Raw genomic sequence first — 23711 nt, forward strand, 5'->3', positions numbered from 1 at the left:
CATGATATTAGTGCGTTGTAAAAAAAGATTTTACTAATTTTAGGCCGTTATTTATTGTTTTTGACTATCATTTAGTTTATATTTTTTTACAAAACCGCTCGTTTTACTAATATGTTTTGCTTCCATCGCCAGCCCTTTGTTTTGCCCACAACAACAGTTGCCAATATATATAACCTTATAATAATTATGGCGATTATATTGGCATTATGCTTATTATCCGGATGCACATCGAACAAAAACAAAGAGGAAAATCCGGAAACTGCGGCTACCACCGCCATTCCATCCGGAGAGAAATTATTTACCTTACTACCAGCCTCGCATACAGGTGTCGAGTTTAACAATCAAAATATAGAAGATACCGAAAATAATATTTTTCTTTACGAGTATTTCCACAACGGGTCGGGTATAGGTGCAGGCGATTTTAACAACGATGGCTTACAAGATTTGTATTTTGCCAGCAACCAAAACCCCGACAAATTATACCTTAATAAGGGCAATTTGCAATTTACCGACATAACTCAAGCTGCCGGTATTAAAGACGAAGGCTGGAGCACCGGAGTTACCGTTGTTGACCTTAATAACGACGGATGGTTAGATATTTACGTGTGCCGGGCAGGGGCACCACATAACCACCCACCTGCCTTGCGCGTCAATTTATTTTACCTAAACACCGGAAAACCCCAAAATGGGCAGCCTGTATTTGAAGAAAAAGCTGCCGATTATGGTATTGCCGACCCCTCGTTTAGCACGCAAGCCGTTTTTTTAGACTACGACTTAGACGGCGACCTCGATTTGTACGTGGCCAACCATCCGGTTGAGTGGTATGAAAAAGTGAGCTACCGGTACGAGGAAAAAATAAAACGATACAACGAGTACACCTCCGCACATTTATTCCGGAACAACGGCCCCAACCAAAAATTTACAGATGTAAGCAAAGAAGCCGGCATTTTAGCAGCCGCTTTTAACCTTAGCTGTACTATATTTGATGTAAACGACGATAAATATCCGGATATATATGTAACAAACGACTATCTTATTCCGGATTTTTTATGGGTCAATAATAAAAAAGGAGGGTTTACCAATCAAATTGAACAATATTTTCCACATATAAGTACTTTTGCTATGGGTGCAGATATTGCCGACTACAATAACGACGGCCTTAGCGATATAGCCGTTACCGATATGATGGCCGAAGATTTAGAGCGATGGAAAACCCACGAACCAGCCTCGAACTATGACCGACTTATGATACACAAACAATATGGTTACCATTATCAATACAAACGCAATACCTTGCAGCTAAACAACGGCCCCGGCAAACAATTTAGCGAAATAGGCCAATTGGCTGGCATGGCTTATACCGACTGGAGTTGGGCTATTTTGTTTGCTGATTATGACCTTGACGGTTGGAAAGACCTATACATAACTAATGGCTACCGCCGCGATATAGATGACTGGGACTTTAAACAATACCTATTGCCCGAAATGGCAAAAAAAGCCAGCGGTATGAACAAAATTGACACCATGGCTTTGCTGCAAAGTGCTCCCGAAATTAAAATTGCCAACTATGCCTATAAAAACAACGGCGACCTTAGCTTTACAAAATCAAGCGACAACTGGGGCGTTAACCAACCCTCATTTTCAAACGGCGCGGTCTATGTTGACTTAGACAATGATGGCGATTTAGAAATCATAACTTCTAATATAAATGAAAATTGCTTTATATACCGCAATAATTCGCGCGAACTTGACTTGGGCAATTATGTTACCTTTTCGCTACAACCAAACCAAGCCAATAACGGCATTTTAACTACCGTTACCGTAACAGTAAATAATATAACACAAACCCCAGTTTTTTACCCCTACCCGCGGCTACATGTCGTCGGTTGACTGGCGTTTGTATTTTGGATTGGGCAAGGCCAGTAAAATTGACAACGTTGAAGTAGTTTGGCCCGATGGAAAAAAACAAATTTTAGCAAATGTGCCCATTAACCAGCTAACCATTTTAAAACAGGCTGAAGCGCAGAAAAGCACTTCGCCCCCCTCAAATGCCCCTTCACCCTTGTTTGAAGATATTACCGCCAGCAGCAAACTACAATTTAAACACATCGAAAATTCATTTAACGATTTTAAAGTACAGCCCTTATTGCCGCACATGCTGTCGAGCCGTGGACCTGCATTGGCGGCGGACGATGTAAATAATGACGGCCTCGACGATGTGTATATTGGCGGCGCAAATGAACAAATAGGGGTTTTATTTATACAAAAGCCGGATGGCACCTTTGCCAAAAGTTCTAGCAAAGCCTTTGCCAATGATACCAAATACGAAGACCAAGATGCTTTGTTTTTTGATGCCGATGGCGATAAAGACCTCGACCTTTACGTAGTAACCGGAAGCAGTGAAATTGCCGAGGTTAGCCCACGCCATACCGACAGACTTTACACCAACGACGGCAAGGGCAATTTTACTTTTAGTACCAACTCGTTGCCACCTATGGACACCCCAAAAAGTTGCGCCAAAGCTGCCGATTATGACATGGACGGCGATTTAGACTTGTTTGTAGCTGGCTTGTGTATTCCCGGAAAATACCCGCTTGCGCCACAAAACTATCTACTTAAAAACAACGGAAAGGGCCAATTTAGCGATGTTATCAAAGATGTACTGCCCGATTTACAGTTCGTTGGCATGATACGCGACTTGGTTTGGACAGACTTTAACAGCGACAAAACCCCCGATCTTTTTTTAGTAGGCGAATGGATGAACTTAACTTTATACATGAACCAGGGCAACGGTAAATATGCTAGTATAGCCGCCAAACCAGGTTGGTGGAACAGTATTGAACAAGGCGATTTTGACGGAGATGGCGACCTCGATTTTATAGTCGGTAATTCGGGCACAAATAACCGCTTTAAATCTAACAATCAACAACCACTACAAATGTATATTAACGATTTTGACGACTCGGGAACTATTGATCCTTTGCTTACTTTGTATTTGGGCGAAAACAGCTACCCTTTCCACTCGCGCGATGAATATATAGACCAAATGCCCTCGCTTAAAGGCAAGTTTTTACGCTATCGCGATTTTGCCACTAAACGGCTCGAAGATATTTTTAAACCCGAACAACTACAAAAAGCAATGGTATTACAAGCCACCACCCTGCAAAGCGCTTATATTGAAAACAAAGGCAACGGGCAAATTGGGGTAAGGCCACTTGAAAATGCCTTACAAATGGCACCACTAAACGATATGGTTGTTTCTGATTTTAATGCCGACGGTGTTTTGGATATAGTTGCCGTAGGCAATTCGTTTGCACCCGATGCCGAAATTGGCCAGTACGATGCCGCTATTGGCTGGTATTTACAAGGCGATGGCACGGGCAATTTTGCCAATATTGCCAGCCGAAACTCAGGGTTTTATGCACCCGGCGACTGCCGTAAAATAGTGGCAGTTCGCACCCCAAATAAGGGCATATCTTTAGTAATTGCACGCAATAACGACAAGGCACAAGTAGTAAAGGTAAAAGCTCAAAGAGTACAATAAAAAATGTGAGTTATATAATGTTTTATCAATGATATTTAACAACAATAATGTTTAATTGTATTTTTGGCAACTAAATATTGAGGATTATACATAGCAATAATTGTAACCATGGGTAATTTCAACCGGTAAGAACCCGAAGGGTTCAAATGTTCTTTTTTCGATTTCAATGCGACCCTATTGGGGTCGAACCTTTTGTTTATTTGGTTTCTCTATAAACGTAAAATCCCTTCGGACTTGATTAGATTTGTTCAAAAATAGTGGTCAAGGTTTTCAAACCCAAAAGTGCGAACCGACTGACAGTAATGTTGTGTAAATCAATTTTATTCTTGAACAAGACCAATGAAAACAAAACAATATAACCATACATCCGGAAGCAAAAAACAAGAACTGCTGGCAATAGCAATCATGGGCATAAACCCATATCAATATAGCTGTGTCGCTCAAAAAAACATCAAAATTTTGCCGTACCTTTGCTACTCGTTTTTTTTGTTTTTAATTTTAGGTAATTCGCAATACAATTTAATTTAGTTGCGCTTTTTACTTGTTTACCTGCCCTTATTACTTGTATGCAGCAGCAAAGAGGTGTTCGCACGCGCTACGCGCCCAGTCCAACTGGTTTTCAGCATATTGGAGGCATTCGCACAGCCTTGTATTGTTATTTGTTTACCCGCAAAATGGGTGGGCAATTTATTTTACGTATTGAAGATACTGACCAAAGCCGCACCGTGCCCGGCGTAGAAGACTATATTGTTGAAGCCCTAAACTGGTGCCAAATTACTTGCGACGAAGGCGTACATTTGCCCGGAGGCCCCTGCGAACCTTACCGCCAAAGCGAACGTAAAGCCATATATGCCCAATATGCCCAACAACTAATTAATACTGGCCACGCTTACTACGCCTTCGATACCGAAGCCGACCTCGATGAGATGCGACAACGTTTGGCCAATGCCAAGGCCGACCAGCAGCACTATACGCGCGAAACCATGACTAACTCGCTAACGCTACCCCCCCATGAAGTAGCCCAGCGCCTGGCCAATAACCAACCTTTTGTAATACGGCTTAAAGTACCAAAAAACACGCAGGTATTGGTAAACGACTTGGTACGGGGTGAGGTTGTTGTACACAGCAGCGAAATTGACGATGCCATTCTACTAAAATCGGATGGAATGCCCACTTACCACTTAGCTAATGTAGTGGACGACTACCTAATGGGCATCACGCACGTGATTAGAGGCGAAGAATGGCTGCCCAGCACGCCTAAACACGTTTTATTGTACGAGGCTTTTGGCTGGAAAGATAAAATGCCCCAATTTGCCCATTTACCCCTACTACTTAAACCCGACGGAAACGGTAAACTAAGTAAACGAGACGGCGACAGGTTAGGATTTCCGGTATTTCCGTTGGCATGGCAACACCCACTAACCCCCGACAGCTCGACAGGCTACCGCGAAATGGGATTTTTTCCGGAGGCATTTGTAAACATGTTGGCCTTTTTAGGCTGGAATCCCGGCACCGAACAAGAAATTTTTTCTATGGACGAGTTAGTTGCCGCTTTTTCGTTAGAAAACGTCAGCAAATCAGGGGCTAAATTTAGTTTCGATAAAGCTAAATGGTTTAACGAGCAGTATTTACGCGCCAAAAATCCGGATGAATTAGCCGCCTTTGCCGCACCATTCGCTCCCGAGAAATTTAAGACTGTAAATACCGACTACCTTACGTCGGCTTTTGCACTAATGAAAGAACGGCTAACCTTTGCCCCTCAAATTTTTACCGAGGCCGCCTATTTATTTGAACCGCCCCAAAATTATGATATGGCAACGGTTGCAAAAAAGTGGAAACCCGAATTAAGCCCTGCTTTTGCCCAATTGATTGCCGAGTTTGCCAATATTGAAAATACCGGATTTACTGCCTCGAACCTCGAACAAACCACTAAAAGCCTAATGGCTGCCCAAAGCCTTAAACCCGGCGACCTATTACCTTTGTTGCGCATAGCCCTTACCGGCACCACCGCAGGCCCCGCCGTTTTTGATACTGCTGCCCTGCTTGGTCAAACCGAAACTACCAGCCGGCTTATAACCGGCTTAGCTTTGTTTGAAAACAGTAAATAACTATAACCAGTTAGTATAAAAACCTTTTGTTGTATTTATAGCTATTGCATTGCGCTAATAAAGTGGCAATGGCTAATTGCAACTTCTTCGAGCGGCCTTATTGTAAATTTGTCTGCAAGTTTAATGGATGTAAGCTCGTTTAAATTTCCTTGTCTGAACGTTTCTTCTGAAATAGGAATATTCAAATCAGCATATATTTTTTTGTAGTCGTAAATTCTCATCCTACTTTGTGGTTGAATAGAGTTGTCAATCCATTTCCATTGATTGTCTGAAAACTGAAGAAAATTATAAATAGTAATAGACTTGTCAAAGTGGGCAAAATGGTCAGACATATCAATAAAATGCGACATTACCCCCGATTGTTTTTTAACTATTCTTTTGAACTCTTTTAGAATTGGAATTAATATATCCGGATAAATATGCTCAAATGTATTGTTTGAATTAATCAGGTCAACAGAGTTGTTGGCCAAGGAAAGATTTCTGGCATCTTCAATAAGATAAGCAATATTTAGTTGTTGTAGTACTTCATCTAACGTAAAACTGTCATAATTCAAAAGCAGATTAGTAAGCAGTTCAAATCTATTTGGCAAAAAGTCAATATAATTTTTTAGTTGCCCTGCTTTATGGCAGGCAATAAACTTTTCTAAGGTAGTTTGTATTCTTTCCTTTGAAGTTAAAAATGAAATATCAACCGAATAAATTTTTTCGGCACCTATCAAAAATAAGCTTATTGGCACAATCGGATACCATCCTGTTCCAACCTCTAAGCAAACCTTAGGAGTTGGGTTATTTGCAGCATAGTTTTGAAAACCTTTGATGTGGGCCTTAGCGTGTCCAAGCCTGTCATAAAAATACGCTGTTGATAGGTTTACGCCCTTTGTAACATACTTCTGAAAAAAATAATTTATATGATGAGTTAACGGCAAATAAGAGATAGTCTTTTGAACAATGGCCTTTAGTTTCCATTTTTTCATTTTAAAGCACAAAACACGTTTAAAGCAGTTTAATTATTAATATTTTCAAGTATAGCCGTGTATTTTATTACATGCTACGCCTGTACTGGCCGCCAACCTGATACAATGCATTGGTAATTTGCCCCAACGAGCAATATTTTACTGTTTCCATTAGCGCTTCGAACATATTGCCATTTTGAACGGCTACTTGTTGCAAATATTGCAGTTGTTTGGCACACTCCTCCGGATAATGTTGATGCAATTGTTTTAGTGTGTTAATTTGGGCTTCTTTTTCTTCAGACGAAGAGCGTATCACTTCTTCCGGAATTACCGTTGGCGACCCGTCTGAAGATAAAAATGTATTCACGCCAATAATAGGCAATTCGCCGGTATGTTTTTGAGTTTCGTAATACAAACTTTCTTCTTGTATTTTGCCGCGCTGATACATGGTTTCCATCGCTCCAAGCACGCCGCCGCGTTCGGTAATACGGTCAAATTCGGCTAAAATGGCCTCTTCAACCAAATCGGTGAGTTCGTCTATTATAAACGAGCCTTGCAATGGGTTTTGATTTTTTGCCAATCCCAACTCGTGATTAATAATTAACTGAATTGCCATAGCACGGCGAACACTTTCTTCGGTTGGTGTGGTTATGGCTTCGTCGTAGGCGTTGGTATGCAACGAGTTGCAGTTATCGTAAATGGCGTACAATGCTTGCAAAGTGGTGCGAATATCGTTAAACGAAATTTCTTGGGCGTGCAAACTTCTTCCGGATGTTTGGATATGGTATTTCAACATTTGACTGCGCTCGTTAGCCTGGTATAAATGGCGCATGGCTTTAGCCCATATCCGGCGGGCTACCCGGCCAATAACAGCATACTCGGCATCAATGCCGTTGCTAAAAAAGAACGACAAATTGGGGGCAAAATCGTCAATATTCATGCCGCGCGAGCGGTAATATTCTACAAAAGTAAAGCCATTTGCCAAAGTAAAAGCCATTTGAGATATGGGGTTTGCCCCTGCCTCGGCAATATGGTATCCGGAGATGGAAACCGAGTAAAAATTTCGGACACTATTTGTAATAAAATATTGTTGCATGTCGCCCATAAGTCGCAACGAAAACTCGGTACTAAAAATACAGGTATTCTGGGCCTGGTCTTCTTTTAAAATATCGGCTTGTACGGTACCCCGAACTTGCTTTAAGGTAGCGGCTTTAATTTGAGCGTATATGTTTGCTGGCAGTACTTTGTCGCCCGATAAGCCCAACAGTGCCAATCCTAAGCCATTATTGCCATCGGGCAGGGCGGCGGCATTGTATTGGGGTTGTTTGTGGCCTTTTTGCGCAAAAATTTCGTTTATTTTTTGTTTAACTTGCTCGGTTAAGCCATTTTGGGCAATATAAAGTTCGCATTGCTGGTCAATGGCGGCATTTAAAAAGAAAGCGGCAACTGTGGCGGCAGGTCCGTTAATAGTCATTGATACCGAGGTATTGGCGGCGCAAAGGTCAAATCCGGAATATAGTTTTTTGGCATCATCTAAACAGCAAACACTAACGCCGCTATTGCCAATTTTTCCGTAAATATCGGGGCGGTAGTCGGGGTCTTCGCCATAAAGGGTTACACTGTCAAAAGCGGTAGAGAGGCGGGTGGCGGGCAGCCCTTTTGATACATAATGAAAGCGTTTATTGGTGCGTTCGGGGTTGCCCTCGCCGGCAAACATGCGCGTTGGGTCTTCGTTTTCGCGTTTAAATGGAAAAACCCCCGCCGTAAACGGAAATTGTCCTGGCACATTTTCTTGTAAATTCCAGCGCAAAATATCGCCCCAATCGGTATAACGAGGCAGGCTTATTTTGGGAATTTTATTGCCCGACAAGGAGGTGTGGTAAGTTTTTACCCGAATTTCTTTATCGCGCACTTTATAGGCATACTCGTCGGCTTTGTAGGCAGCTACAGTTTTAGACCATGCCTCAAGGATGTCTAAATTTTTTGGGTCGAGTTGTTTTTTTAGTTCGTTATATAATTTTTGTAGTGTTGTTAGCTCTTCGTTGTTTTGGGCAGTAGTTGGCAATAAATTTATCACCTGTTTTACGGCCCAAAATTTACTTGCAGCATTGCTTTGTTCGTTTACCCAACGGTCGTAGCGGCGGTTATTTTCGGTAATTTCGCTTAGGTAACGGGTGCGGGCGGGTGGTATGATGTAAATTTTTTCGCTGTCGCCTTCGGGAAGTTGCAGATTAGTTTGTAAATTGGCATTGGCTTTTTCGTTCAATATCCGGATAAGACGTTTATAGAGGCGATTAGTGCCCGGATCGTTAAATTGTGAGGCAATAGTACCTAAAACGGGTAATTCATGTTCGGGGGCATCCCACAAATTGCGGTTGCGTTTGTATTGTTTACGCACATCGCGCAGGGCATCGGCAGCGCCGCGTTTGTCAAATTTATTGATGGCAATAAGGTCGGCAAAATCGAGCATATCAATTTTCTCGAGTTGGGTGGCAGCTCCATATTCGGGGGTCATTACGTAAAGTGCTGCATCGCTAAAATCAACAATTTCAGTATCGCTTTGGCCTATCCCACTTGTTTCGAGCATGATAAGGTCGAAACCCGCAGCCTTTAAAATAGCTAAAACGCTTGGGATATGTTTTGACAATGCTAAATTTGATTGCCGGGTAGCCAAAGACCGCATGTAAACGCGCGGGTGGTTAATCGCATTCATCCGGATACGGTCGCCGAGTAAAGCACCTCCGGTTTTGCGTTTTGAGGGTCAACGGAAACAATGGCCAAGTTTTTATCCGGAAAATCAAGTAAAAAGCGGCGCACTAACTCATCGGTTAAAGATGATTTGCCGGCGCCACCTGTACCTGTTATGCCTAAAATGGGGCAGTTATGTGTGTTTTGTTGACTTTTGGAATTTATAAATGGCAATATAGTTTGGGCTGTTTCAGGGTAATTTTCAACTGCCGTAATAAGGCGGGCAATGGCATTATGGTCGGTTACAGATAGGTGTTGCAACTCGCCATTTAGGGGTTGCCCTAGGGGATAATCAGATTTTTGCAGTAAGTCGTTAATCATGCCTTGTAAGCCCATAGCCCGTCCGTCGTCTGGGCTGTAAATGCGGGCAATGCCATGTTGGTGTAACTCTTCAATTTCGGTGGGCAAGATAGTGCCGCCGCCACCGCCAAAAATTTTTATATGCCCTGCGCCTCGCTGCTCAAGCAAGTCGTACATGTATTTAAGATACTCGTTGTGGCCGCCCTGGTACGAGGTAATGGCAATAGCCTGCACATCTTCTTGAATGGCACAGTTTACAATTTCGTTTACCGAGCGGTTGTGGCCTAAATGTATTACCTCGGCACCCGATTGCTGCATAATGCGGCGCATGATATTTATGGCGGCATCGTGGCCGTCGAATAGCGAGGCGGCGGTTACTAAACGTATTTTGTGCTGGGGTTGGTAGGTGGTGGGGGTAAGCATATTATTTGTTTATGCTGTTTTTGCGTTTATATTTTTTTTAAAGCTGTTGAGCAGTTGGAACACCATGCAAATGAAATGTATTTGTATTTTTTTCAAACACAATAACTTAATATTTGCTGCCAACTGCAATAAGCTACAAAGATACAAAAAACCTCACGCTGCCCTCGTATTTTTTTAGCTGCCGGAAAAACCAACGGCTCAATTACTTAAATACTTGTTTATGGGAACAAGCGTCCGTAATAACGCGGGAAAGGTATCGTTTCGCGGATATGCGGTACACCTGTTAGCCACATTACCATGCGCTCGAAACCTAAACCAAATCCGGCATGAGGCACCGAGCCAAATTTGCGTAGGTCTAAATACCAGGTAAAGGCTTCTTCGGGGAGATTGTGTTTTTTAATTCCGGCCAACAAGGTGTTATGGTCATATTCGCGTTCTGAGCCACCTACAATTTCGCCAAACCCGTCCGGGGCTAACAAATCAACCCCTTTTACGTAGTCGGGGTCGTCTTCAAAACGTTTCATATAAAACGCTTTAATTTCGGCAGGCCATTTATAAACAAATACGGGGCAGTTGAATAAGCGGGTAATGGCGCGTTCGTGCGCCGAGCCAAAATCGTCTCCTACGGGGAAACTTTTGGCCGACTCTATCCAAATTGGAATATTTACGGCATCGTCTTCTTCTAATTTTTTAAGGCGTACTTTTAGCTTATCAATTTTGTTTTTGAAATAATTAAGTTCGCCCTTTTTAATGCCAGGTGTGGCAATTTTAGCCTCTGCTTCAGATAGTTCGTTTTTAGTAGTGGCAATTTCGGTGTGGGTGCGGGCTAAGTCTTCTTCAAAGGCGGCAATACTTGTTTTTCCGTTTACCGTTTTTTGACCTTTAATAATTTGAGCGGCCTCCATATAGGTAATGCGCGGAAATGGTTGGTTAATATGCTCAAACAGTTTCATATCGCGTTCAAGGACTTGCAGTTCGAAAGCACATTTTTTAGCTACATCGTTTACTACATGTTTTACAAACTCTTCAATCAGGTTCATGTCCATTTCAAGGTCGTAAAAGGCCATTTCGGGCTCAATCATCCAGAACTCCGATAAATGGCGGGGCGTTGCCGATTTTTCGGCTCTAAATGTAGGGCCAAAAGTATAAATTTTGCCATGCGCCATAGCTATAGCTTCGCCGTACAACTGCCCCGATTGAGATAAATACGCTTTGTTTTTTTCGTAATAGTCAGTTTCAAACAAATTAGTAGTACCTTCGCAGGCGTTGCCCGTTAGCAGGGGGGCATCGGCTTGTATAAAGCCGCGGTCGTAAAAAAACTGCATAATGCTCATTTTTACCTGGTTGCGCACGCGCAGCACTGCCCATTGGCGTTTGGTGCGCAGCCACAAATGGCGGTTGTTAATTAAAAAATCAACACCGTGTTCTTTGCGGGCAATTGGGTACTCATCGGCCAAATGTACTAATTGCATATCATCAACCAGCATTTCGAGGCCATTTTCTTGTCGTTCGTTGGCTACAATTTGTCCGGTAATAATAACGGCACTTTCCATGGTTAATTTTTCGGCTAATTCTAAATTGGTTTCGCCGGCGCGTTGAAGGTCAACAATGCATTGCAAAAATCCCGAACCATCGCGGAACTCGATAAAGGCAATTTTGCCACTTGAGCGTTTGCTAACTACCCAGCCATGTAAAGTAACTGTTTGGTTGATTAAAGTGCCCAAATGCTGCACATAAGTTAAAGTGGTAGCCATTTGTGTATTATTTATGGTTTGTATATTTAATTGAATTATAAGGGTGTTGCTAAGAAGCAATTAAATTAAGTGTTTAGGCAAAATAGCTTTTAACAAAAAGTTTGCAAAGGTACGGCTTTTTGTCCATAGTATAACAACAAAACGAATTAGATGTTGCGTGTAATACGAACAGGCTTGGTTTCATTTTAGCACTTCGTTCGTGATTTCGCAGCTAAAAAATGGCATACAAGAATTAAATTACAAGTAATATTTTACGAGTAAAGGAAAAAAAATATCCGGATAAATAACGTACCTTTAGGCCAACTTATCCCTATACATTAACAACAAACTGCTTCCACTCGTTCTAATGAAACAACTTTTACAACGTACATTTTATTTATTTATAGCGGGCTTATTTTTGTGGCTTATAAAAAGCCCGTTTTTATATTGCCAACCCCCTACCCTTTTTGAGGTTCGATTATACGGCAAAATTGCTAACAAGGCCACTAACGACCCTTTGCCGTTTATTAATGTAACAACTTATATTAACAAAAAATTGCGCGGCACCCAAACCGATTTTGATGGAAATTATGAGTTAAGGCTTCCGCCGGGTAGTTACACCATTTCTTATAGTTCGGTAGGCTATGTAACTTATTCTACCGAAGTAAACATTCCGGATAAAGGCAATAGCAATAATAGCATCAACCTTAACGCCCAACTTGAAGAAGAAAAAGCGCTTTTAGAAACGGTAGTTGTATCGGGCAGCAAATACGCACAAAAACTAAGCGAGCAAATTGTATCGTTAGAAGTATTGAAGCCCGGAATTATTGAGAACAGCAATAACAAACAGTTAGATGAGGCCTTGCAAAAAGTGCCCGGCGTTGATGTAATTGACGACCAAGCCAATATTAGAGGTGGGAGCGGCTTTAGCTATGGTGCCGGAAGCAGGGTGATGTTGTTAATGGACGATTTGCCCATTTTAACTGCCGACTCGGGGCTTCCTTTTTGGGATTTTTTGCCCATCGAAAACCTCTCGCAGGTTGAAATAATTAAAGGTGCATCGTCGGCATTGTATGGCTCGGCAGCCATGAATGGCATTGTAAACCTGCGCACTGCCTACCCAAAAAATACACCCGAAACAAAAATAAGCATATTTAACGGTATTTACCAAAAACCATCGGGAAATATTACTAACGATGTAGCTTGGAATGCTGACGGAACTGCCCAGATAGACAGCGACGGAGACACCGTGAGGCAACAAAAAGCATGGTGGGGCAACAAAGCACCGGTTGAAGCTGGTTTTTCTATATCGCATCGCCGTAAAATTGATAATTTAGACCTTGTAACTGGTGCCTATTTTTTAAGTTCCGACACCTGGCGACAACATGACTACCAACGCCGGGGGCGGGTAAATGCCAATTTGCGCTACAGACTACCTAGTATTAACGGCTTGGCAATAGGTGTAAACATTAATGCGATGTTAAACCGAAGCGGTACTTTTTTAATCTGGAACCGCGACAATACCAGTAACGGCACTATCAGCAAAGGGCAACCCGGATACGTGGGCGAAGCAGGATCTTACCAACTTTGGAGCAGTACCCCACCTATTAATGGCCGGGGGCAAAAGCTAACCATTGACCCTTTTGTAGAATATTTTAACAAAAGTGGTGGCAGGCATAAATTATTGGGCCGTTATTACCGAAACTATAACCGCAACGATACCGACCAAAGCACACTTAGCGATATTTTATATGGCGAGTATCAATATCAGCAGCAATACAAAAACGCTGGGCTTACTATTACCGCTGGCATAGTAACTACCCAAACCAAAGCTAATGCCGAGCTATATACGAGCGACTCTTTTCCAACGGGCAAATTTAACGCCAGCAATTTGGCCGGATACCTGCAATTAGATAAAAAATTAGGCAAACGATTAAACGCATCGGTAGGCGGGCGCTACGAACGCAACACTATTGAAGAGGAAACCGAAGCAAAACCCGTTTTAAGGGCCGGATTAAACTACCATCCTTTGTCGTACACTTTTATCAGAGCCTCGTTTGGGCAGGCATACCGTTTTCCGACTATTGCCGAAAAATACCTGAATACTGCACTTGGAAGTGCTAATTTTGCCAACAAAAATGTACCAATTGGCATTTACCCAAATTTTAATTTAAAGTCAGAAACGGGTTGGACAGCCGAAATAGGTATTAAGCAGGGCTTTAAAGTTGGCGACTGGCAGGGATTTTTAGATGTGGCGTGCTTTAGGAGTGAATATTACGATATGATGGAATTTACATTTGGTGCCAGCGACCCCCTCCGGAAAATATTGGTAGCCACCGGATACTGGCCTGAATTAGACACTTCCGTTATTAGCATACCTGTTAATTTTGGCATAGGTTTTCAATCTATAAATATTGGCGACACCCGCATTTCGGGCATTGATGCCTCTATAGCAGGCGAGGGCAATTTGTTTGGCTTCCCCACTACCCTTTTAGCCGGATACACTTATATAAACCCGCAGTTTCAAAACTTTAACAAGGTTGAAAGGATGTTGTCGTCCTCTGATAAGAATGTGTTAAAATACCGTTACCGTCATACCGCTAAAACGGATATTGAAACAAAATTGGGCAAAGTTTCAATTGGTTTAAGTATGCGGTACTTTAGTTTTATGGAGGCAATAGACCAAGCATTTAACTTGTTAATTCCGGGCGTTGAAAAATATCGAGACGAGTTTAACGATGGCAATTTTATTTACGATATGCGACTTTTGTTTCATCTTACCAATAACTCGACTTTAACGTTAATTTGTAACAACCTTTTTAACCACGAGTACTCGATGCGACCAGCATTAATTGAAGCACCAAGGCAATTTCAATTAAAATACTCCCTTTTGTTAACAGAAAAAACAACCGAATAAGGGACAGGTGCTTAGTTTAAAAAAATTTCCGGATAATTATTTGTTTTACTATCTAAAAATATAGTACCTGCAAAACGTATAAATAATAAGAGGCTACTCATAATAAATATTATTAAGTAGCCTCTTTATTCTTTATGGTAAAAGAACCGAATGTTTGGCAAACTAAAAATTAGCGAGCCAATTCTTCGATTAAACCAGAAATTTCGTTGATACGGTCATGGTTAAGCGTGTAATAAATATACTTACCATCGCGCTCGGTAACTACTACACCGGCGCGGCGTAAAATAGCCAAATGTTGTGAAGCAACAGATTGTTCGAGGCGTAATTTTACATAAATTTCAGTTACCGTTAACTTTTCCGATTCTTCAAGTAGCTGTACAATCGATTGGCGCAACTTGTGGTTAACAGCACGCAATACCAAAACAGCTTTACGCAGTTGGCTATAATCTAACACTATTGGGTTTTTAGAATTCGCCCTTAATGTTATCGAATCAGCATTAGATGATTTAGACATAATAGTTCCAATGTTAAAATATGTGAAATAAAGAAAAAAATTAGTATTAAAATAATGGGTGTAATTAGGTATTTTGGGGGCGTTTAAAATCTGCCACAAATATACACATTATTTATCATTACACAATAACCTTTGGTATTTTTTTTAATTTTGTTTATTTTTTCTATAATAAATTACAAATAAGCAGGCTCAAAATAAGCCATGTCAACAAACTTGTGTTCGTTGTAATGCGTAGCAGCAATTTGGTATAAATGGTTTGCGCTGCATTGAAAATCTGGGGCAGATTGAATAGCTGCAGTAAGGGGCAAAAAAGGCTGTACTTTACCCGCGCCATTGCCCACTAAATTTATATTTTTATAAGAGCTGGCAAAGTTTATATCGGCAGCAGTTGTTACTGTTATTTTTTTGCTGGGCAAAATTTCATTGCCTACGTCATCCAACATCGTTAAATATACGTCATTGCGACGTGCGTCTAAAACGGCTATATATGCTACGGAATTATTATTTTGGCCATTTTCCTTTGAACTATGGCCAAACTCATCTATTGCAGCCTTAGCCATAGCAAACAAAGAGTCAACGGCAATTAAGGGTTTATTTAGTGCATAACACAAGCCTTTTGCAACGGCTGCACCTATGCGCAACCCTGTGTACGAGCCAGGTCCTTTATTGGTGGCAATGGCATTTAGTCTTGAAAAAGGCAAGTTTACTTTCTGCATTAAATTATATATTAGTTGGGTAATTTGAGCAGCATGATTACGGATTTCTTTTGCAGTAATTGTATCTATTATAACGCCATTTACTCCAACCGCTACGGAGCACAACTCACCCGAAGTCTCGATACTTAAAATGCAATGTTCTCGCATCTCAACACAAAAATGTATATTTAAAATAAATCACAATAATAAAAGTAAAAATAACTCAACAAAACTAAATTATCAAACTAAACTACTGCCGACAAAAAAATCAATAATTATATTTAATAAAGAAACGATAAAACTTATGTTTTAGTTTTCAGTAATTAATTAAAAAAAGTTAAAAATTTATAGGCATGGTCAAACTAACGTTTTTCCGGATAAAAGTTACACTTGTTGCATCGCCTTTTTTAAACTGGCTTAAGGCTTGCATATAGCTGGTCATGTCAGTTACTTTATGTTTACCCAAAGCAGTAACAACGTCTCCGGCTAAAAGTCCGGCCTTATGAGCAGGTTTATCGTCGTTTACAGCGCTTATCTTCATCCCTTGTCCATCAAACATATAGTCGGGCACTACTCCTAAGGTTACCGTAAAGCGTGGTGCATTAGCATTATTACTGTCTTGTGTTTTGGTAAAACCAAGTTGCCCCTTGTCTTGCAAACCATCAAGAAGTGCCAAGGTCAAATTAGCGATACTACACATACCATCAAAATTCACTTTTTCGGTATCATCGCTGGGTTTGTGATAATCGTTGTGTTGGCCAGTAAAAAAATGCAAAACCGGAATATTTTTTAAATAAAACGAGGTGTGGTCAGATGGACCAACTCCCGATTCGGTAGTTTGTATTTTTAGCCCATCCGGATTTGACAGGTTGGGAATAATTTGCCAAACCGGCGATGTGCCAAACCCATTGATTTGTATTTGTTTTTCCTCATTTAACCGGCCTACCATATCGTAATTTACCATTGCCGTGATTTGATTTATAGGTATAGTAGGATTATTGGCATAGTAGTTCGAGCCGTAAAGGCCGAGTTCTTCGCCCGAAAATGCAATAAACAAATAATTATAGGATATTCGTGGATTATCTTGCAAAGAGCGCGCTAATTCAATAATGGTTGCTACCCCACTTGCATTATCATCGGCGCCGTTATGTATTTCGGCTGGACCTCGGTATAACGAGCCGCCCATTTCGCCATGTCCTAAATGGTCGTAATGCGCACCAAAAACAACCGTCAATGGGGCTTTATTATCTAAGAGTGCTATTACATTAGTTGCCACTTTTTTAATTGGATTTAGCTGAACCGTTAATTTGGCTTTTTTAGCAGATTTTGCCAACAAGACATCGGCTATATTGCCCGGCTTAACTATTACCACCGGAATTGTGTAAGTGGTTAATTTTAAAGCCAAATTAACTTCGGGGTTAGGCGTGGCAGCATCGTTATTTACAAAAATCACACCTATAGCACCGCGTTCAATGGCTTGCGCCACTCGTTTATCGGCATCTAAATAGGGGGCAAAGTCCGAGTGTGGGTTGTTATCGGGCGAAGGGTAGCGCATTAAGGCAATTCGCCCTTTTAAGGCTTTCGGTTTGATGTTTGCATAATCATCGCGTTTTAAATTGGGAGCAATAATACCATAGCCCACATCTACAATTTTTCCGGATATTTTACCATTACCCGACCTTGGCATGGGCAAATAGGCACTATCCAAGGGGTAGGTTCGTCCATCAATAGTTAAAAAATTGTCGTTAGCATATTTACGGCCTGCATAAAACTCAAAACGCTGAAAAAAGCTGCCACTTTCGCCCAATGGTTGCAAGCCTATTTCTTTATATTGCTGTGCTATGTACTCGGCTGCTTTGGCTTCGCCAGCCGAGCCTGTGCCGCGCCCTTCTAAGGCATCGCTGGCTAAGTACGCAACGTGTTTCCTATAATTTTCAATTTGCAGTTCGCAAGCGTTTGAAGGTAGCTGTTGGGCAATTAATGCAATAGAAGGAGCAAAAAAGGTAAAAATTGCTAATAAAGTGTAAAATCGCATATTATAATTATTTTATTTTAAAAACATTGTGTCTGCCTTGTTAATATTCGTTTGTTTTTAGCACCAAGAGTGCATTTACCAGCGCAGTTTTTTAGGCCAGAAGATTGTTGCATTTTTCAAATACAAGCCTATATCGTTATTATTAATTTGCCCGTCTCCATTTAAATCGGCGGGTAAATATCCGGATTGGCCCTGCTTGGCAGTTAGTTCATTAAAATCAAATACCGATATAACTCCATCTGCATTAACATCGCCAACGGGTAGTCCATATAAATCGGGTAAAAGTATGGTGCCAATATTGCCCCAGCTATTGCCTGCGAGGCCAAAATTGTATAATGTTACACCATCTTCAATCAAAACAGGGTTGCTGCTCATTGCCCCCAAATGCCCCCATGCGTTTACGGTAATATAAACTGCTTGCCCATAGTGGCAGTTAAAGGGAACTCCGGATGTATTATTGAAGGGGTTTACCAGCGTTCCGTCGGCTAATAAAATTGCCGCATGGCGTTCAACAATTTGATTGAAATTAAATTTATTTCTAAACTCGACCAAAACCCAGTTAACTGTTTTATCCGGAAAATTAACTACCGTTTCTGCTCCGGTATAAAAATAGGGTGCGCTGTTAAAAGGCTGCGTTTTAGGCAATACACCCAATGTTAACAAATCATTGTTCATTATTTTATCGGCTTTATTGTACAAGCCCTCTAATTGCAACTGAATTTGAGCAGTTACCGGATTGGCACAGGTTTGTTTTGCCAATAAATACTGATAATTAAACTGAGTTATATCGTTAAAGGTGGCGCTATTAGTGGCTATGTCAACGGCATCGGCAGTTTTTAGCAATGTCCATGCCGAGTCGCTGTTAAATGGACGGTAATACAAGGCCAGCTGGTTTGGGTTGCCTTGTAAATAGGCTTCGAGAGGCTCGGAGGGGGTAAAGGTAAGGTCGCATTTAAACGCACCATTGCCGTAACGTTCAACTATCCAGTATTGGCTTGATAAAGGTGTGTCGGTGGCATACAAGCCTTCAAGCCCCCATGGTTCAATAGCCAATTTGGTAACAACTATCGAGGCGTTAATGGCATAGTCAAAATTGAGCAAAAGGTTTGTATTTTCAAACACTAATGGCCCGTCGTTTTCAACTTTGCGCACTGCTACGCCTTTGCCAAACGGCCCCGACGATGGCACATATTTAGTATTGCTTTGTAAACTGCCCTTAACGCCGCCAATTACGTCTTCAAAATCGCCATCTACTTGATTAAACTGAAAATAATGTACCAAGCCGTTTAAACAATTATCGTTTAATGTCATGGTTGGATGCATGGTTTGGCGTACTTCGCCTGTTCCAAGTGCCCTGTTCCATATTCTTATTTCATCAATTTGGCCTTTAAAAAAACGGTCGCCATAACTGTCGTGGGCAATACGAACATCGCCATCCATATTAGCTGGTTCGTGGTCGGCGGTATTTTGTGCGTACTGTCCGTTTAAAAATAAATACGCTTTGCTGGGTGTTACTACTATGGCCACATAACTCCATTTCTTGTCGGGTAAAATTAAATTGCTGCCAAACGTCCAGTATCCGTCGTTCCAATGGTAGCGCAGTTCGTTTTTATCGGTTAAGCTAATACCATGCACACCACTTTCGTGTCGAGTAAATACTAAACCACAAAAATCCTTTTGGGGACCGTCGGGGCGAACCCAGCAAGCCAGGGTAAAATTATTGATATATAAGTTGGTTGGGTCAAAAACGGCATAATCGTCCACGCCGTCAAACTGCAAACCATTTCCCGAAAAGCCCTCGTATTGCTCGCCGGTGGTGCCCACTACCTGCACCAGGCTGGATTGGGCATTGACACTTTCGTGGGTGATAGTTTCATTAAAGGTATTATTTCCGGTTGGTTTAAAACGTACATATATTTTTTGACTGGGCAGCGTGCCTTGCGCATCCGGATTTAAGGTGATTGTAGCTGGTGCTTCTACATAGTTTTTTCCGGATACCGTACTTATTTGCACATTATTTGGTGGTGTAATAACAACTTGTTCGGTAAGGTTCACGCCTTTTATATTATAACTCAACTCATTTGACCACTCGTTTTTAGGTGTTGGGCAAAACTCGGGCAGTAAATTGGTGCTTATAATTGGTTTAGTGCTGCGGCTAACTAAATATTGCCCTAAACTTGGCACGTTATTAAAGGTTACCGTGTTTGAGTCGGCGTTTACTTCATTGCCAACTGTAACAATACTCCAAGGGCCGTCGCTGCCGGCGGGTCGGCCAAATAAAATCATTTGAAGTGGGTTAGCGGCTTCTATAGCCGTAAGGTCGTAAGGAAGGGTAAAGCGCAGGTTGGCATCAATTTTTTTCGAGTTATTTTCGTGGCGCCAAGCCACCCAGTATCGGTTACTGTAAATGGTTTCGGCATCAACGCCTTGTGTGCTGTTAGGTGTTGCGTTAAGGCTGGCAATGGTTAATTTAGCGTTGCTAATTGGGCTATTGCTTGCCGCTTCAATATCGGCATTGTTGTAAGGAGTAAACTCGGCTGTTTCGGGCAGTGAGGCGGTTGCGCCTTGCGCCAGAGGTAAACTCGATGCTATAAAGTCAATACCGCCCAAAGGTTTTCCATTATGTGCGCCTGTAACATCAACAACAGTGCTTTTGGTTATTTGGTTAAACTGGTAATATACTTTTAAACCCGTTTCGCAAGCGGTAAGGGCTTGGTGCATATTTTGCCTAATATCGGTAGTGGTGCGGACTACCCCCCAAATTCTAAACTCATCTAAACGCCCCGATATTGCCGATGCACCTACGGCACCAATTTTTAACCCATCCGTCCAGGGTGCACTTTTTTCCATCCAAATTTTGGTGGCCAACAAATCGCCATTTTTATACATATAGGCTCGTCCGTTATCGTAAACAAAGGCTATATGCTGCCACTCGTTTACTTTAATAGCACCTTCGGGAATATCATCGGTATCGAAGCGCGAATTAGCATCGGTGCCGCAATAAATTGCCCCCTTTGTGCTAGTATGAAACTTAAATTTGCCCCACTCGCCAATACTTTGGTTAAAATTGGCCAAATCGTAAGGATAGAGCCAAAACTCGACTGTAAATTCGTTAGGTTGCCAATTTAGGTTTTGAATAGTAAAATTGCCGTTATTGCTGGTAATTTCGAGGGCGTTGTTGGCATTAGGGTCGGAGGTGCCGGGCAGTACCAACTCAATGGTGGCGGTGCGCACGCTATCGCTATTGGCAGTAAGAGTTATAGGGTAATTACCGGTTTGTACCTGTTGAACATTTACCACTGTAAAAGTAGTAGTTTGCCCGGCTTTTAGGGTGATGCTACTGCCGTTGTTTTCAAAATATCCGGAAGTGCCGGCAGGCAACCCATTTGCAGTAATAGTAATATCGGCGCTATATGTACCTAATGGATAAGGCAAAACATTATATACCACAGTATCGGCAGTGCAAGCAATTATTTGCGAAGGCTCGGCTTGTAGTTCGTAATCAATATTGGTTTCAGGATAAATTGTAAAATTGGCATCCGAGATATCAAAAAAAACATTGTCGGCAGCAACAACAGCAATCCGGAAAGTATTACCGGGCAAATTTGGCACCGTAACCGTTGCACTTCCGGTATTAGGCAAATCAAGAGCCAGGTCTTCATAACTATAACCTCCATCAGCCGAGAACATGATATTTACTTTTTGGCAATTAACGGGTGTTAGGTTCGTGTTAGCCACATCCCATTTTACTGTTCGGGTGGTGTTGGCTGTCCATTTTTCGTTGCCATTTGGAGAAAGAACCAAAAAAGGCCCTGCAAAGTCGGTGGTTTTAAAGGCTACTTCGGCAAAATCGGCTGCACCGCCACCGGCGGCATTATCGCGCACAACGCATCTAAAATGAAGGTCGCGGTTGGTATTGGGCAGCAATTCGCCTAAGGTGTGGGTATTGTTTACAATATCGCTAATTTGCGGAAAGGTACGCATCACTTGCTCAACAGGGCCAAACACCCTAAAGAGTGGGGCATTTTTTTGTGGTTCGTTAGGGGTGCCGGCGGGGCCTAAATCGTATTGCTCCCAGCTATAGGTGAGGGTTTGGTTGTCGGGGTCGTTGGCAGTCGCAGCCATGTAAAAAGGGGTAGCAATGGGAATAAAAAAATTGCTGGCCGGTACTTGTAAGGTGGGGATAGTGTTACCCGTAGGTTGTATTTGTGCACAACTTGCGCCATTGCCCTGAAACATGTATTTAATTATTGATTCGAACGAGTTAGCATGGTAGTTTGGCAATTCGCTGCCGGGCATATCATCATTGCCGCACAAGCCAAAATACCCCATTAAAGTGTTGCCACTGCCCGGCTCGTAGGCAGTATCGCCGCTGCGGTTGCCGTTACATCCGCCGGCTATGCTGTTAAAGGTATGCATGGCCCCGCATTGGTGGCCTACCTCGTGTGCTAACACCAAAACAGCATTTGCCGAAACCAATTTGCCTTTTAAATCGCCGCAGACATTACCTACATAGGCAACACCTCCAACGCCATCACTTTCGCGAAGTACAATGCCAAGGTCATAGTTATCCCAGCCAATTTTTTCACTAACTGCTGTTTGGTTTTGGTCTAACATGTCGTTGTTATTGCCGTTATATGGGTCGGTTGCGGGGTCGGTAAACATAAGCAAATTGTTGTTGGCAACCATTTCAAAACGCACTGCTATTTCGTGTTCGGTAATGGCGTTTAGGTCGTTTAGCATTTGAACGGTAGCAGCTAAAGCATTATCAACGCCGCCATATTTATTAGTATATTCGGCCTCAACCGAAATGGCAATCCGGTAAATATGTAATTCGTCGCCATTGGCAAAATCACTTTTTTGTTTATTGTTTATGGCCTCGTACCATTCGGGGGTAAGGTGCTGTTGGCCAACGCTACAAATACCGCCGGGCTTGGGTGTATCTTCTAAAAAATAGACTTGTAAAAGGTGGGTTGCCTGAAGATGATAGGGGTCAATGACCAGAGTTTTGCCCAAATGAGGCATAAAAATAAAGGCATGAAAGCCCAATTTGGTGAGGCAAATACGCCCTGATGCGCTTTTATGTTCAAAGCCTTGTATGGTAAACGTAGCTAACTCGGGATATTTTTGCCGGAGTTTTTCGTGCACTATTTGCGAATGTTTTACTTCAAATTCCACTGTGCTGCCATCGGGCAAAGGTAGGGGCAATAATAATCCGGAAGCATTTGGGTTGCCATCTTCGTTGGGGGCTTGGCTTAAATACATAGCCAAATCAGCAGGATTGATAGCATAAAATGAGCGGATGCCATTGTTTACCAAAGTTTTAAAAAACGGGTTGGTTTGGGCATTGCCATAATCCGGAATTGCTAAATTGGCATTATCTTTAACAGCAATATCGGTTAAGTTTTTAAAAAAATTGGCTTGTCCAAAAGTCAAATTCGAGATTAAAATCGCCCCAAATAACCATATCACAGCGACTATAAATAAAGTAAAACGCATAAAAAATAAACAAAAAATAAATACGTTGAGATAATCAGGCCACAAATTTAGTAAAATACTGCGTTTTTTCGATACTTTGCCGCATCTTTGCTTTGGTACAGGTAAAATATCCGGATTAAAACACCCTAATACATGTTTTATAATTTAATCTATCAGCCATGTTATTTTCAGTTATCAAAACTTTAGTTAATTTTGCAAATCAGTTAATTAGTCTCGCAATCATTCACTTCATAAAATAAACA

11 protein-coding genes and 1 pseudogene are annotated in these 23711 nt (G+C 41.8%); 5 read left to right on the plus strand and 7 right to left on the minus strand.

Annotated elements, in window-relative coordinates; genetic code table 11:
* Nucleotides 1–111: 111 nt before the first annotated feature.
* The 4 genes from IPI59_04790 to IPI59_04805 all read left to right on the plus strand — a co-directional run bounded on the left by IPI59_04790 (nt 112) and on the right by IPI59_04805 (nt 5652).
* On the plus strand, nt 112–1890 hold the full coding sequence (locus IPI59_04790) for a VCBS repeat-containing protein (GenBank protein ID MBK7526866.1): 1779 nt from the start codon (nt 112–114) through the stop codon (nt 1888–1890).
* Nucleotides 1877–3544, plus strand: coding sequence for a VCBS repeat-containing protein (locus IPI59_04795; GenBank protein MBK7526867.1), 1668 nt, complete (start codon nt 1877–1879; stop codon nt 3542–3544). Before IPI59_04790 ends, IPI59_04795 begins: the two co-directional genes overlap by 14 nt.
* Before the next feature lie 339 nt (nt 3545–3883).
* Entirely contained in the window at nt 3884–4072 is a 189-nt protein-coding gene (locus IPI59_04800) for a hypothetical protein (protein ID MBK7526868.1), read from the plus strand.
* A 38-nt stretch (nt 4073–4110) separates the two neighbouring features.
* Nucleotides 4111–5652: a glutamate--tRNA ligase gene (locus tag IPI59_04805; GenBank protein MBK7526869.1), complete on the plus strand. Its 1542-nt coding sequence runs from the start codon at nt 4111–4113 to the stop codon at nt 5650–5652.
* 41 nt (nt 5653–5693) lie between these two features.
* On the opposite strand, the gene IPI59_04810 is transcribed toward IPI59_04805, so the two are convergent.
* The 3 genes and pseudogenes from IPI59_04810 to IPI59_04820 all read right to left on the minus strand — a co-directional run bounded on the left by IPI59_04810 (nt 5694) and on the right by IPI59_04820 (nt 11830).
* Nucleotides 5694–6626 (minus strand): class I SAM-dependent methyltransferase, encoded by a 933-nt coding sequence (locus IPI59_04810; GenBank protein ID MBK7526870.1) that lies wholly within the window; start codon nt 6624–6626, stop codon nt 5694–5696.
* Between the two features lie 67 nt (nt 6627–6693).
* A pseudogene (locus IPI59_04815) lies at nt 6694–10076 on the minus strand (methylmalonyl-CoA mutase family protein).
* A gap of 218 nt (nt 10077–10294) precedes the next feature.
* On the minus strand, nt 10295–11830 hold the full coding sequence (locus tag IPI59_04820) for an asparagine--tRNA ligase (protein MBK7526871.1): 1536 nt from the start codon (nt 11828–11830) through the stop codon (nt 10295–10297).
* 346 nt (nt 11831–12176) lie between these two features.
* Here IPI59_04820 and IPI59_04825 point away from each other — a divergent pair, with 346 nt between their 5' ends.
* Nucleotides 12177–14726, plus strand: a complete 2550-nt coding sequence (locus IPI59_04825; protein MBK7526872.1) for a TonB-dependent receptor — start codon at nt 12177–12179, stop codon at nt 14724–14726.
* A gap of 169 nt (nt 14727–14895) precedes the next feature.
* Here the strand turns inward: IPI59_04825 and IPI59_04830 are convergent, their stop codons facing one another.
* From IPI59_04830 to IPI59_04845, 4 genes are all read right to left on the minus strand, one after another.
* Nucleotides 14896–15240 carry a helix-turn-helix transcriptional regulator gene (locus IPI59_04830; GenBank protein MBK7526873.1) on the minus strand — a complete coding sequence of 115 codons (345 nt, stop codon included), beginning with the start codon at nt 15238–15240 and terminating at the stop codon, nt 14896–14898.
* Between the two features lie 173 nt (nt 15241–15413).
* The gene (gene tsaB, locus IPI59_04835; GenBank protein ID MBK7526874.1) at nt 15414–16103 is read right to left on the minus strand and encodes a tRNA (adenosine(37)-N6)-threonylcarbamoyltransferase complex dimerization subunit type 1 TsaB; all 690 of its coding nucleotides are present in this window, start codon (nt 16101–16103) and stop codon (nt 15414–15416) included.
* 169 nt (nt 16104–16272) lie between these two features.
* Nucleotides 16273–17970: a M28 family peptidase gene (locus IPI59_04840; protein MBK7526875.1), complete on the minus strand. Its 1698-nt coding sequence runs from the start codon at nt 17968–17970 to the stop codon at nt 16273–16275.
* Nucleotides 17971–18045: 75 nt separating this feature from the next.
* The gene (locus IPI59_04845; GenBank protein ID MBK7526876.1) at nt 18046–23469 is read right to left on the minus strand and encodes a hypothetical protein; all 5424 of its coding nucleotides are present in this window, start codon (nt 23467–23469) and stop codon (nt 18046–18048) included.
* Nucleotides 23470–23711 lie beyond the last annotated feature (242 nt).

Source organism: Sphingobacteriales bacterium (assembly GCA_016706405.1).
Taxonomy (GTDB): Bacteria; Bacteroidota; Bacteroidia; order Chitinophagales; family UBA2359; genus BJ6.

What these genes read in the sequence shown, in the direction of transcription:
- IPI59_04790 (MBK7526866.1), top strand. Translation starts at nt 112, where the DNA reads ATGTTTTGCTTCCATCGCCAGCCCTTTGTTTTGCCCACAACAACAGTT.
- IPI59_04840 (MBK7526875.1), bottom strand. Translation starts at nt 17,970, where the DNA reads ATGCGATTTTACACTTTATTAGCAATTTTTACCTTTTTTGCTCCTTCT.
- tsaB (MBK7526874.1), bottom strand. Translation starts at nt 16,103, where the DNA reads ATGCGAGAACATTGCATTTTAAGTATCGAGACTTCGGGTGAGTTGTGC.
- IPI59_04825 (MBK7526872.1), top strand. Translation starts at nt 12,177, where the DNA reads ATGAAACAACTTTTACAACGTACATTTTATTTATTTATAGCGGGCTTA.
- IPI59_04810 (MBK7526870.1), bottom strand. Translation starts at nt 6,626, where the DNA reads ATGAAAAAATGGAAACTAAAGGCCATTGTTCAAAAGACTATCTCTTAT.
- IPI59_04800 (MBK7526868.1), top strand. Translation starts at nt 3,884, where the DNA reads ATGAAAACAAAACAATATAACCATACATCCGGAAGCAAAAAACAAGAA.
- IPI59_04845 (MBK7526876.1), bottom strand. Translation starts at nt 23,469, where the DNA reads ATGCGTTTTACTTTATTTATAGTCGCTGTGATATGGTTATTTGGGGCG.
- IPI59_04805 (MBK7526869.1), top strand. Translation starts at nt 4,111, where the DNA reads ATGCAGCAGCAAAGAGGTGTTCGCACGCGCTACGCGCCCAGTCCAACT.
- IPI59_04820 (MBK7526871.1), bottom strand. Translation starts at nt 11,830, where the DNA reads ATGGCTACCACTTTAACTTATGTGCAGCATTTGGGCACTTTAATCAAC.
- IPI59_04795 (MBK7526867.1), top strand. Translation starts at nt 1,877, where the DNA reads ATGTCGTCGGTTGACTGGCGTTTGTATTTTGGATTGGGCAAGGCCAGT.
- IPI59_04830 (MBK7526873.1), bottom strand. Translation starts at nt 15,240, where the DNA reads ATGTCTAAATCATCTAATGCTGATTCGATAACATTAAGGGCGAATTCT.